The sequence below is a fragment of the Streptomyces sp. B8-7 genome (assembly GCF_058833805.1).
In genome coordinates, this window is sequence record NZ_JBYRRL010000004.1 from 532,628 (window position 1) to 544,727 (window position 12,100).

Annotated in this window: 10 protein-coding genes; 6 read left to right on the top strand and 4 right to left on the bottom strand. The window is 75.6% G+C overall.

The window, feature by feature from the left end; all coding sequences use genetic code 11:
• The first annotated feature begins 55 nt into the window (after positions 1–55).
• Positions 56–1,282, top strand: a complete 1,227-nt coding sequence (locus AC5K6T_RS22285) for an acyltransferase family protein (RefSeq protein ID WP_493211571.1) — start codon at positions 56–58, stop codon at positions 1,280–1,282.
• 92 nt (positions 1,283–1,374) lie between these two features.
• A complete protein-coding gene (locus AC5K6T_RS22290; protein ID WP_493211572.1) occupies positions 1,375–2,697 on the top strand; it encodes an MFS transporter in 1,323 nt (440 codons plus the stop codon).
• A 139-nt stretch (positions 2,698–2,836) separates the two neighbouring features.
• Here the strand turns inward: AC5K6T_RS22290 and AC5K6T_RS22295 are convergent, their stop codons facing one another.
• Positions 2,837–4,300, bottom strand: a complete 1,464-nt coding sequence (locus AC5K6T_RS22295) for a sensor histidine kinase (RefSeq protein ID WP_493212176.1) — start codon at positions 4,298–4,300, stop codon at positions 2,837–2,839.
• Positions 4,301–4,350: 50 nt separating this feature from the next.
• Complete coding sequence (locus AC5K6T_RS22300; protein ID WP_493211573.1) at positions 4,351–5,097, bottom strand: response regulator transcription factor; 747 nt, start codon at positions 5,095–5,097, stop codon at positions 4,351–4,353.
• Between the two features lie 296 nt (positions 5,098–5,393).
• On the opposite strand from AC5K6T_RS22300, the gene AC5K6T_RS22305 reads away from it, so the two are divergent.
• Both AC5K6T_RS22305 and AC5K6T_RS22310 read left to right on the top strand, forming a co-directional pair.
• Positions 5,394–6,749, top strand: a complete 1,356-nt coding sequence (locus tag AC5K6T_RS22305) for a ferredoxin reductase family protein (RefSeq protein WP_493211574.1) — start codon at positions 5,394–5,396, stop codon at positions 6,747–6,749.
• A 7-nt stretch (positions 6,750–6,756) separates the two neighbouring features.
• Positions 6,757–7,215 (top strand): FMN-binding protein, encoded by a 459-nt coding sequence (locus AC5K6T_RS22310; protein ID WP_493211575.1) that lies wholly within the window; start codon positions 6,757–6,759, stop codon positions 7,213–7,215.
• A gap of 50 nt (positions 7,216–7,265) precedes the next feature.
• On the opposite strand, the gene AC5K6T_RS22315 is transcribed toward AC5K6T_RS22310, so the two are convergent.
• Together AC5K6T_RS22315 and AC5K6T_RS22320 are read right to left on the bottom strand one after the other, a co-directional pair.
• Positions 7,266–8,288, bottom strand: a complete 1,023-nt coding sequence (locus tag AC5K6T_RS22315; RefSeq protein ID WP_493211576.1) for a hemolysin family protein — start codon at positions 8,286–8,288, stop codon at positions 7,266–7,268.
• A complete protein-coding gene (locus AC5K6T_RS22320; RefSeq protein ID WP_493211577.1) occupies positions 8,285–9,619 on the bottom strand; it encodes a hemolysin family protein in 1,335 nt (444 codons plus the stop codon). Before AC5K6T_RS22320 ends, AC5K6T_RS22315 begins: the two co-directional genes overlap by 4 nt.
• 508 nt (positions 9,620–10,127) lie before the next feature.
• On the opposite strand from AC5K6T_RS22320, the gene AC5K6T_RS22325 reads away from it, so the two are divergent.
• Together AC5K6T_RS22325 and AC5K6T_RS22330 are read left to right on the top strand one after the other, a co-directional pair.
• The gene (locus AC5K6T_RS22325) at positions 10,128–11,159 is read left to right on the top strand and encodes a sporulation protein (RefSeq protein ID WP_493211578.1); all 1,032 of its coding nucleotides are present in this window, start codon (positions 10,128–10,130) and stop codon (positions 11,157–11,159) included.
• A 182-nt stretch (positions 11,160–11,341) separates the two neighbouring features.
• A complete protein-coding gene (locus AC5K6T_RS22330; protein ID WP_493212178.1) occupies positions 11,342–11,797 on the top strand; it encodes a tellurite resistance TerB family protein in 456 nt (151 codons plus the stop codon).
• The last annotated feature ends 303 nt before the right edge of the window (positions 11,798–12,100 follow it).

The window sequence follows — 12,100 nt, forward strand, 5'->3', positions numbered from 1 at the left end:
GGCCGGCCGGCCGGGGCGTCCCCTCCGTCCGCCCTCCCACGTCGAGGTGATCCTCGTGTCCGCCGCTTCCACCCTGCCCGGGCGTTCGCCCCGGCTGTCCTCACTGACCGGGATGCGGTTCTTCGCCGCCTTCCTCGTCTTCCTCTTCCATCTGTCGCTGCTCGACGCCTACTCCGCCTCCGGCGAGGGGCACGGCCCGTTCGCCGCCGCCCTGAAGAACGGCGGCTGGGCCGGCGTCACCTTCTTCTTCATCCTCAGCGGCTTCGTGCTGGCCTGGTCGGCGCGCGACGACGACACCACCCGCGCCTTCTGGGGACGCCGGGTCGTGAAGATCGTGCCCAACCACGTCGTCACCTTCTTCCTGGCCCTGGCCTCCTACGCGTACGTGTCGGCGACCTGGGGGCGGGGCATCCCCAACTTCCTGCTCCTGCAGGCGTGGATACCGCGCGACGACGTGTTCTTCAGCATCAACAACCCCAGCTGGTCGCTCTCCTGCGAGCTGGTCTTCTACCTGCTGTTCCCGGCGCTGTACCGCGGGGTGCGCCGGATCCGCGCGGAGCGGCTGTGGTGGTGGGCCGGCGGAACGGCCGCGGCGATCGTGCTGCTGCCGCTACTCGTGCAACTGCTCCCCGCCGGTGAGCCGTTCGGGCCGAACCACGCCAACTCGCCGCTGTACGGCCACTCCATCACCCAGATGTGGCTCGTCTACATCTTCCCGCCCGCGCGGGTGCTGGACTTCCTGCTCGGCATCCTGATGGCCCGGATCGTGCTGTCCGGCCGCTGGATCGGCCTCGGGGTGCTGCCCGCGCTGGCCCTCACGGTGGCGGCGTACGCGCTGAGCCTGCAGGTGCCGTTCCTGTTCTCCCTGAACGCCGTGGTCGTGGTGCCGTTCGCGCTGCTCATCTCCGCCGCGGCGGCCCGGGACGCCCAGGGGCGCGGCACCGCGGTCGGCGGGCGCGCGTGGGTGTGGCTCGGCGAGGTGTCCTTCGCGTTCTACCTGGTCCACCAGATCCTGCTGTCCGTCCTGCAGGAGCGGTTCGGCTACCGCGAGGCGGGCTCGCTCGCGGAGGCCGTCGGCGTGGCCGCGCTGACCGCCGCGGTCAGCCTGCTGCTGGCCTGGCTGCTGTACGCCGGTGTGGAGCGGCCCGCCGTGCGGGCCTGGGCGCGCCGCACCCGCGCCGCGCGGGCCGCGCGGGCCGCCGCCGACGCGCGGCGCACGGCCGCGGGCCCCGCGCCCGCGGGCGACGGCGGTGACCGGCCGGTCACCGTCGGCACCCCCTGACCCGCCCGCACCCCGGCCCGCCGGTGCCCTCCCGGCCTCCGCCCGGAGGGCACCGGCGTCCGGCGGGGCCGACCACCGAGGAGACCACCCCCATGCCGCTGCCCGTCCTCGCGATGATGGTGTGCACCTTCTGCATCGGCACCGCCGAGAGCGTCATCGCCGGCATCCTGCCCGCCGTCGCGCGGGACGTCGGCGTCTCACTGACCGCCGTCGGCCTGCTCATCACCGTGTACGCCGTCGCGGTCGTCCTGGTCGGCCCGTTCGTCACCGCGGCCACCGCACGGCTGCGCCGCGCCACGCTGCTGCCCGCCATGATGGGTGTGTTCGTGGCGGGGAACGCGCTGGCCGCGCTGGCCCCCGGGTTCGGCTGGCTGCTGGCGGGCCGGGTGGTGAGCGCCGTCGTCCACTCCACCCTCATCGCGGCCTTCGTGGCGGCGGCCCGGGACATGGCGCCGCCGGACCGGCGGGCCGCCTGGGGGGCGAAGATCACGCTCGGCATCGGCCTGTCCAGCGTGGCCGGGGTGCCGGCCGGCACCCTGATCGGGAACGAGTTCGGCTGGCGCGCCACGTTCTGGGCACTCGCCGCGCTGAGCCTGGCCGCCACCGCGCTGCTCGCCCGGTGCGCCGTACCCGAGGCCGTACCGGGGGCCACAGCGGGGGCCGTACCGGGGGCCACAGCGGGGGCCGCGCCGGAACCGTCCGGTGCGGGTGTCCCCGGCGGCCGGCGCCGGTTCACGCTGCCGGGCCCGATGCTGCTGGTCGCCGTGGTGATCATGCTGGGCACCGCGGGTGTGTTCGCCCTCTACACCTACGCCTCCCCGTACCTCACCGAGTCCGCCGGGTTCGGCTCGCGGGGTGTCACCGTGCTCCTGCTGCTGTACGGGCTCGGGGGCATCGCCGGCAACACGGCCGGCGGACGGGCGGCCGACCGCTTCCCGGCCGCGGCCGTCCCCGTGACCCTGGGCACGGCCGCGGCGGGCCTGCTGCTGCTCGCGCTGCCGCCGGGCAGCCGGTGGGCGGTGGCGGTCCTGTTCTGCCTGCTGGGAGCCGCCTACTTCGCGACGATCCCCGCCCTCAACACCGCCATCGTGTCCGCGGCCGGCCCGTCGTCGTCCACGATGGCGCTGACCGTCAACAACTCGGCGTTCTGCGTGGGCATCGCGCTCGGCAGCTGGCTCGGCGGCCTCCTGCTGGCCCGCGGGCACGCCCTGCCGGCCGTGGCCGCGGCGGGCGCGGCGCTGACGGCGGCGGCCCTGCTGCTGGCCCTGGTGCCCGCCGGCCGCCGGAAGGCGGTCCCGGCGCCCGGGGCTCCGGCCGCCGACGCGTCCGCCGACGCCGTGGGCGGCGGTCCGGCCGGCCCGGCCGCCGGCCCGCCCACCGGCAGGGCTGTCGCGGGCGGCGGGTCGTCACGGTGACGCGACGGCGGGCGGCGGGTCACGGTGACGCGACGGCGGCCGCCGAGCGGCCGGCGCCGGGGCCGTCCCGCCGCCCGGCCGCGTCACCGTGAGGCGGGCCGCTCCGGGCCCGGCGGCCGGCTCTTCTCCCGGCCTGCGGTCAGGTGCCGGCGGGCAGCCGCACCGTGAACGTGGTGGCACCGGGACGGCTGTCGAGCGAGACGGACCCGCCGTGGGCCTCCACGACCGCGGCCACGATCGACAGGCCCAGGCCGGCCCCGGTGCCCGGCCCGCGGCGGCGGTCCGCGCGGGTGAAGCGCTCGAAGACGTGGGACCGGATGTCCGCGGCGACACCGGGCCCGTCGTCGCGGACCGCGAGCCGCGCCCGGCCGCCGTCGGTGTCCAGACGGACGGTGACCTCGGTGCCGGCCGGAGTGTGCTGGCGGGCGTTGGTGAGCAGGTTGGCCAGCACCTGGTGGAGCCGGTGGGCGTCACCCCGGACGGTCACCGGCTCCTCCGGCAGCTCCAGGGTCCAGCGGTGGTCACGGCCCGCGGCCTGCGCGTCCGTCACGGCGTCGAGGACGAGGCGGGTGAGGTCGACGGGGTCGTCCTCCAGGCGCCGGCCCGCGTCGAGACGGGCCAGCAGCAGCAGTTCGTCGACCATCTCCCCCATCCGGGCCGCCTCGGCCTCGATGCGTTCCAGCGCCCGCGTGACCTTGGGCGGCACCGGCTCGGGGTGGAGCAGGGCCAGTTCGGCGTGCCCGCGGATCGACGCCACGGGCGTGCGCAGCTCGTGGCTGGCGTCGGCGGCGAAGGTGCGCAGCCGCTCCTCGCTGGCATGGCGCTTGGTGAGCGCGTCCTCGACATGGCCGAGCATCCGGTTGAAGGCGTCGGCGACCCGGCCGACCTCGCCACGCGGATCCGTTCCGGGAACCCGGGGCGGCAGGGCCACCTCACCCGTGGACAGGGGCAGTTCACTCACCCGGGTGGCGGTCGCGGCGACCCTGCCGAGCGGGCGCAGCGACCAGCGCACCCACAGCGCGCCGGCCACGCCGGTGAGGGCGAGGGCCGCGCCGAAGACGAGCGCGGCCACCACCTCCAGCCGGTGCACGGTGGCCTCGACGGGCTCCATGGGCAGCCCGGAGATCAGCACGTCGCCGTCCTGCCCCCGGGTCGCCATCACCCGGTACTCGTCGAGCCGGGACAGCTCGACGGTGTGCCCGGCGCCGTCGGCGGGGACCGCGGCGAGCCGGTCACGGTCCGCGGCGTCCAGCGGGACGGCCCGCGCGCCCGCACCGCTGCCGGACGTCACGACCGCGGCGTTGGTGACGGTGCCGCCCGCCAGCCGGGCGCCGAAGGTGCCGACCGACTGGCGGCGGGTGTCGCCGTCCTCGTCGCCGTCGTGGTCGGAGGGCGGCCGCGCGCCGTGCTCCAGGCTCGCCGGGAACCGCACGCCGGCGTCGCGCAGCTGCTGGTCCAGCCGGCCGGTCAGGAAGCCGTCCAGCCCCACCACGGCCGCCACACCGACGGCGGCGCAGCTCACCGCGAGCAGCACGACGAGCCCCGCGGTGAGCCGGGCCCGCAGCGTGTGCGGCCGGGGCAGCCGGGTCCACAGCCCGCGCAGCCGGGACCGCCCTGCGCGGGCCCCGGGGCGCGTCCACCGGGCGGGCGCCTTCACCGGACCACCGGCTTGAGGACGTACCCGGCCCCGCGCACCGTGTGGATCATGGGGTCCCGGCCGGCGTCCACCTTCTTGCGCAGGTAGGAGATGTACAGCTCGACGACGTGGGCCTGCCCCCCGAAGTCGTAGGACCACACCCGGTCCAGGATCTGCGCCTTGGAGAGCACCCGGCGCGGATTGCGCATCAGCAGCCGCAGCAGTTCGAACTCGGTCGGCGACAGCTCGACGAGTTCGCCGCCGCGGGTCACCTCCCGGGCGTCCTCGTCCATGACCAGGTCGCCGACGGTCAGCCGGGGCCCCTCCTCCGCCTGCCGGGCCATGCCGGCGCGGCGCAGCAGCCCGCGCAGCCGGGCCACCACCTCCTCCAGGCTGAACGGCTTGGTCACGTAGTCGTCGCCGCCCGCCGTGATGCCCGCGATGCGGTCCTCGACCGCGTCCCGCGCGGTCAGGAACAGCACGCACACGTCGGGCCGCACCTCGTGCAGGGAGCGCAGCACGGCGAAGCCGTCGGTGTCGGGCAGCATCACGTCGAGGACCACCGCGTCGGGCAGCAGCTCGCGCATGCCGGCGACGGCCTCGGCGCCGTCGCCGGCGGTGCGGACCTCCCAGCCCTCGTAGCGCAGGGCGCCGGAGAGGACCTCGGCGAGGTCGGCGTCGTCGTCGACGACGAGGATGCGGACCGGTGTGCCGTCGGTCCGGGTCAGGGCGGGGCGGCCGGTGCCGCGGTGGCGGGTGCTCATCTCATCCACCAGGATGCGCCCTCGCCGGGGCGCGCACGGCCGCGCGGACCTCTGAGTTCGCTATGAGTGCGCTCTGCGTCCCGGCTCCCCGGCTCCCCCATACGCCACCCGGGCCACCCCCGCCACCTGCGCGGACGCCGCGGCGCCCGGCGCGCCGCCCGCGTGGCCGGCCGTGCGCCGGGCGCCCGCTCAGAGCGGGCTCAGAGGTTGCCTCGGCACAGTGGCCCGCGGACGGCCCGGAAGGCGTCCGGGACAGCCGCGGGACGCCGGACGGACGGCGGAGAAGGGACGTGCCCATGTCGACGGTGTACGCGCAGCGCGGGGCCGCGCCCCCGGCGCCGGACGCGCCCCGGCGCTCCCCGGCGGGCGCCGTGCTGGCCCTGCTGTGGGGCGGGGCCGCGGCCGTGGTCGCCCTGTGGTGGTCCGACACGGGGTCGGTGGTGGGCACCGCCGGATGGCTGACCGGGGCGGGGCGGATCACGGGACTGCTGTGCGGCTACGCCTGTGCGGTGCTCGTGGGCCTGATGGCGCGCGTCCCGCTGCTGGAGCGGGGCGTGGGCTCGGACCGGGTGAGCCGCTGGCACGCGATGGCGGGCCGCTACACGGTCTGCCTGCTCGTCGCCCACGCCGTGCTGATCCTGCTCGGGTACGCCGCCCAGGACGGCTCGACGGTGGTGGCCGAGGCGCTCACCGTGGTGTTCGACTACCCGGAGATGCTCAAGGCCACCGCCGGCGCGGGCGTCCTGCTGGCGGTCGGGGTCCTCTCGGCCCGCGCGGTGCGCCGCAGGGTCGGCCACGAGTTCTGGTACTACGCGCACCTGCTCACCTACGCCGCGGTGTTCCTCGCCTTCGGCCACCAGCTCGCCCTCGGCGCCGACCTCACCGGCCGCCCGTACGTGCGGGCCGCCTGGTACGCGCTGTACCTGGGGGTCGCCGCCCTGGTCGGCTGGTACCGCGTGCTGGCCCCGGTACGGCTCAACCTGCGCCACCGGCTGCGCGTGGACTCCGTGCAGCAGGAGGCGCCGGACGTGTACTCCGTCGTCGTCCGCGGCCGCCGGCTGTCCGAGCTGGGCGCGCGGCCGGGGCAGTTCCTGCGCTGGCGGTTCCTCGCGCCCGGCCTGCGCTGGACGTCCACGCCGTACTCGCTGTCCGCGCCGCCCCGCCCGGACCTGCTGCGGATCACCGTCAAGGCGCTCGGCGGGCACAGCGCCGCCGTCCGGCTGCTGCGGCCGGGCACCCGGGTGTGGGCGGAGGGCCCCTACGGGGCGCTGACCGCCGAACGGCGCACCGCCCGCCGGTCCCTGCTGATCGCGGGCGGGGTCGGCATCACCCCGCTGCGGGCCCTGTTCGAGACGCTGCCCGGCGAGGTCACCCTGCTGTACCGGGCGCGCGCGGTGCAGGACCTCGCCCTGGGCGGGGAACTGGAGGCGGTCGCCCGCAGGCGTGGGGCGCGCGTGCTCTACGCCCTCAACGGCGCGGACGGCACCCGGCCCGCGCTGACGGCGCACCACCTGTCCTCGGCGGTACCGGGCCTCGCGGACCACGACGTCTACCTGTGCGGCCCGCACGGGTTCGCGCGGGACGTGTACGCGGCCCTGCGCGAGGCCGGGGTCCCGAACCGCCGCATCCACCACGAGTCCTTCGAGCTGTGAGGCCGTCTTGCACCCGTTGAAGAGGAACCGTCCGCTGCGCCGGGTCGTCCTGGCGAGCGCCGCGACGATCTCCGGCCTGGTGATGCTGCTGACCCTGAAGCCGCACTCCGCCCCGGTGGTCGCCGGCGTGCTGCCCGCGCCGTCGAGCAGTGCGGGCGCCTCGCCCCACCGGGCCGGTCCGGCCACCGGCACGCGGACGCTCACCGGGGACGCGGTCCGGACCCGCTACGGCCCGGTCCAGGTGCGCGTCACCCTGGAGAACGGCCGGCTCACCGACGTCACCGCGGTCGCCTACCCGCAGGACAACCCGCGGGACCGGCGGATCAACAGCTCCGCGATCCCGCGGCTGACGCGCGAGGCGCTGACGGCGCAGAGCGCGGCGATCGACACCGTCTCCGGCGCCACGTACACCAGTGACGGCTACCGCCGCTCGCTCCAGTCGGCGCTGGACGCGGCACGCGGCTGAGCACCGGGCCGCGCCCCGCCGCGCGGCCGCCCGGTGCCCCGCCGCGCGGCTCAGGCGGCGGCCGGGGCCGGGCCGACCAGCTCCGACAGGACGTCCTCCATGGTGACGAAGCCCAGCACGGTCCCCTCCGCGCCGGTGACGGCGGCGAGGTGGCTGCCGTCGGCGCGCAGGGCGGTGAGGGTGTCGTCGAGGGGGGTGTCGATGCGGACCCGGGTGACGGGGTGCAGGGCGCCGCGCGGGAAGGGACGGTCGCGGTCGGGCACCCCGAGGGTGTCCTTGATGTGCAGGTAGCCGAGGACGGTGCCGTCGGGGCCGGTGACGGGGAAGCGGGAGTAGCCGGCCTCGGCGGCGATCCGCTCCAGGCGGGCCGGGGTGACCGAGGCGTCCACGGTGCGCATGCCGCGCGCGGGGACGAGGATCTCGCCGACCGGGCGGGTGCCCAGCTCCAGTGCGTCCCGCAGGCGTTCGCCGTCGGCGGGCGACAGCAGGCCGGCCTCACGGGAGTCGACGACCATACGGGCGAGCTGGTCGTCGGTGAAGACGGCCTCCACCTCGTCCTTCGGTTCGACGCGCAGCAGTCGGAGCAGGGCGTTGGCGAACGCGTTGATCCCGAACACGACGGGGCGCAGGGCCCGGGTCAGGGCGGCCAGCGGCGGGGCGAGCAGCAGCGCGGTCGGCACCGGGGCGGCGAGCGCGATGTTCTTGGGCACCATCTCGCCGACCAGCATGTGCAGATACGTGGCCAGGGTCAGCGCGATGACGAACGAGACGGGGTGCACCAGGGCGTGCGGCACGTGGGCCGCCTCGAACGCGGGCTCCAGCAGGTGCGCGATGGCGGGTTCGGCGACCGCGCCGAGCACCAGCGACGACACGGTGATGCCGAGCTGGGCGGTGGCCATCATCGCCGACAGGTGCCGCAGCGCGTACAGGGTCATCCGGGCCCGCTTGTGGCCTTCCTGGGCGCGCGGCTCGATCTGGCTGCGGCGTACGGAGACCAGCGCGAACTCGGCGCCGACGAAGAACGCGTTGGTGAGCAGGGTGAGGGCGCCGACGGCGAGCTGCAGGACGGTCATCGGGCCTCCTCGGCCAGCGGGCGGGCCTCGGGCTGCGGTTCGGTGACGCGGACCCGGGCGGCGCGGTGGTGCGCCACCTCCAGGACGTGCAGCTGCCAGCCGTCCACGTCGACGGTGTCGCCGGGGGCGGGGATGCGGGCCAGCCGGCTGGCGACCAGTCCGGCGACGGTCTCGTACGGCCCGTCCGGGGCGCGCAGTCCGGTCCCGGCGAGCTGGTCGAGCCGGGCGCCGCCGTCGGCCTCCCAGACGGCGCGGCCGTCGGCGGTGGCGGGGGCGGGCTGCAGGTCGGGGGTCTCGACGGGGTCGTGCTCGTCGCGGACCTCGCCGACGACCTCCTCGACGATGTCCTCCATGGTGGCCACACCGGCCGTGCCGCCGTACTCGTCGATGACGACGGCCATGGTGCGGCTCGCGCGCAGCCGTTCCAGCAGCTGGTCGGCGCGGAGGGTGTCGGGGACCAGCAGGGGCGCGGTGGCCAGGTCGGTGACGGGGGTGACGGCCCGCCGGTCCGGGGCGAGGGCGAGCACGTCGCGGATGTGGACGGTGCCGATGACCTCGTCGAGGCTGCCGCGGTGGACGGGGAAGCGGGACAGTCCGGTGGCGTGGGTGAGGTCGGCGGCGTCGGCCGCCGTGGCGTGGGCCTCCAGGGCCTGCACGTCGACGCGGGGCGTCATCACGTTCTCGGCGGTGAGTTCGGCCAGGTGCAGGGTGCGCACGAACAGTTCGGCGGAGTCGGCCTCCAGGGCGCCCTCGGCGGCGGAGTGCCGGGCCAGCGCGACGAGTTCCTCGGGGCTGCGGGCGGAGGCCAGCTCCTCGGCGGGCTCCAGGCCGAAGCGCCGTACGAAACGGTTCGCGGTGTTGTTGAGGTGGCGGATGAACGGGCCGAACAGGGTGGTGAAGCCGCGCTGCGGGCCGGCCACGACCTTGGCGACGGCCAGCGGGCGCGAGATCGCCCAGTTCTTGGGGACCAGTTCGCCGACGACCATCAGCACGATGGTGGACAGGGTCACGCCGAGCACGGTCGCCGCGGTCGACGCGGCCCCGCCGAGTCCGGCCGCCTCCAGCGGGCCCCTGAGCAGGGCGGCGAGGGACGGCTCGGCGAGCATGCCGATCACCAGCGAGGTGACCGTGATGCCGAGCTGGGCGCCGGACAGCTGGAGCGTCAGCGAGCGGGCGGCCTTCAGGGCGCCGTCCGCTCCGCGCTCGCCCGCCCGCGCGGCCCGCTCCAGCTCACCGCGCTCGACGGTGGTCAGGGAGAACTCCGCCGCCACGAACACGGCGCAGGCCAGGGTCAGGGCGAGGGCCAGCAGGAGCAGCAGGACCTCGGTCACCGTGCCACCCCCGCGCTGTCGGACGCTGTGCGGGCATTGCGCCGGCCGGGTGCGGCACGGCCGGTACTGGGAGGCTCGCCCATGGCGGGACCGTGTCTCCTTTTCTGTCGTTCGCTGTCGTGCGCTGTCGTGCAGTGTCGTTGCGGGTCGTTGCAGGTCGTTACGGTGTCGTGCGCTGTGGTGCGCGGTGTGGTGCGCTCGTCGTGTGCTGCGGGTGGGGTGAGGGTGTGCGGCCCTCCCGCCAAGCGTAAAGGACGGGCAAAGCATCCAGGTCGGCTCGGGCCGGGTCAATGGCCGCGGTCACACGGGGCTGCTTTTCGGACATTCCTCCATCAATGACCAGAAGATCGCCCCAAGCGGAACCCGGTCGCCCTAGGCTTCCCTGCGCCTGCGGACAACGGCCGGGCCTCCCCGGTTGTTCCCGTGGGTATGCCCGGCCCACACCTGCCGCACCCGTACCGGTCGGGCATGTACCTGCCAGACACGTCATGAAGGAGTGGACGTCGCGATGGTGTTCAAACGGCTGCTCGGCTCGCTCGGCATCGGCGGGCCCTCGGTGGACACGGTCCTCGACCCCGGCCCGGCCCTCCCCGGCGGCACCCTGTCCGGGCAGGTCCGCCTCCAGGGCGGGGACGCCGACTTCGCCATCGACCACGTCACGCTGGACCTGGTGGCACGGGTCGAGGCCGAGCACGAGGACGGGGAGAGCGAGGGCTTCGTCGCCTTCGACGGCTTCACCGTGGGCGGCGGCTTCCGCCTCGCGGCGGGTGAGCGGCTCGACCTGCCGTTCGCCGTGGCCCTGCCCTGGGAGACCCCGGTCACCGAGCTGCACGGGCAGACGCTGGGCGTCGTGCTCGGCGTGCGCACCGGACTGGGGGTGGCGGGCGCCCGGGACAAGGGCGACCTCGACCCGCTCGCCGTCGGCCCGCTGCCCGTGCAGGAAGCGGTCCTTCAGGCCTTCGGCGGGCTCGGCTTCGGCTTCCGGTCCGCCGACCTGGAGTACGGGCACATCGGCGGCACCGGCCAGCAGCTGCCGTTCTACCAGGAGATCGAGCTGACCCCGGCGCCGCAGTACGCGCACCTGTTCCAGGAGGTCGAGCTGACCTTCCTGGCCTCCCCGGCCGGACTGGAGGTCGTCCTGGAGGCGGACCGGCGCGGCGGGCTCCACTCCGCCGGGCACGACGCCCTGACCCGCTTCACCCTCGGCCACGAGCCGCGCGACCTCACCGCCGAGGTCGACGGCTGGATCCGCCGGATCGCCGAACACCACGCACCGCACGCCGCGTACGGCGGCCACGACGCGTACGGCGGCCACGCCCCGTACGGGCACGACGGCTGGTCCGGTCACCACGAGCCCGGCAAGCACGGCGACCACGGCCACCACGGCCACCACTCCGGACCGGGCCTGGGCACGGCCGTCGCGGCGGGCGCGGCCGGGCTCGCCGTGGGCGTGGTGGGCGGGATGGTCGCGGCGGAGGTGGTCGACGAGATCGGCGACTTCTTCGAGGGCGACGACGAGGACACGGGCGAGGACGACTGAGGAGGCGGCGGGACGCCGGAGGGCGGGAGGCGCGGGCGGGGGCCGCGGCGGAGGGGGTGGGTGTGGGCCGGGGCGGCCGCGGACAGGAGCGAGCGTGCGCCCGGCGGGAGGGAACCAAACCGGCCCACCGCCAGTTTCCACGGTGCGGCAGCTACGAACCGATTCGAATGTCTGGAGTTCTCATGGCCCTGTGGGACCGCCTCAAGGAGTCCGCGTCGCAGATGCAGACCCAGCTGACGGCGAAGAAGAACGAGCTCACCAGCGGCGCCTTCCGCGACGCGAGCATGGCGATGTGCGCCATGGTCGCGGCCGCCGACGGCACGGTCGACCCGTCGGAGCGGCAGCGGGTGGCGCAGCTGATCGCCACCAACGAGGTGCTCAAGAACTTCCCCGCCCCCGACCTGCACCGCCGTTTCGAGGACAACCTCGGCAAGCTCACCGCCGACTTCGCCCTGGGCAAGGTCAGCGTGATGCAGGAGATCGCCAAGGCGAAGAAGAAGCCCGCCGAGGCCCGTGCCGTCGTCCAGATCGGCATCGTGATCGGCGGCGCGGACGGCCACTTCGACAAGGACGAGCAGGCCGTGGTCCGCGAGGCGTGCTACGCGCTGGACCTGCCGCCGCACGAGTTCGACCTCTGAGCATCTCGCGGGCACCCGGCCCCGCGCCCACCGGGCGCGGGGGAGAACACGGGGGAGAACACGGGGGAGAACACGGGGGAGAACGCGGGGGAGAACGCGGGGGAGAACGCCCCGGCACCCGCCGCGGGAGGCGGCCGGCACCGGGACTCGGTCCGGGGCCCGGACCGTGACTCGGACCGTGACTCGGACCGGGACTCGGACCGGGACTCGGACCGGGAGCCCGCACCCGGACGGGCAGCCGGGACAAGGTCCGCAGGCTCGGGTGAACGGGCTGCGCCCACCCGTGCCGTCCGCCTGCCGTCC

What these genes read in the sequence shown, in the direction of transcription:
- AC5K6T_RS22290 (WP_493211572.1), top strand. Translation starts at nt 1,375, where the DNA reads ATGCCGCTGCCCGTCCTCGCGATGATGGTGTGCACCTTCTGCATCGGC.
- AC5K6T_RS22300 (WP_493211573.1), bottom strand. Translation starts at nt 5,097, where the DNA reads ATGAGCACCCGCCACCGCGGCACCGGCCGCCCCGCCCTGACCCGGACC.
- AC5K6T_RS22305 (WP_493211574.1), top strand. Translation starts at nt 5,394, where the DNA reads ATGTCGACGGTGTACGCGCAGCGCGGGGCCGCGCCCCCGGCGCCGGAC.
- AC5K6T_RS22315 (WP_493211576.1), bottom strand. Translation starts at nt 8,288, where the DNA reads ATGACCGTCCTGCAGCTCGCCGTCGGCGCCCTCACCCTGCTCACCAAC.
- AC5K6T_RS22325 (WP_493211578.1), top strand. Translation starts at nt 10,128, where the DNA reads ATGGTGTTCAAACGGCTGCTCGGCTCGCTCGGCATCGGCGGGCCCTCG.
- AC5K6T_RS22330 (WP_493212178.1), top strand. Translation starts at nt 11,342, where the DNA reads ATGGCCCTGTGGGACCGCCTCAAGGAGTCCGCGTCGCAGATGCAGACC.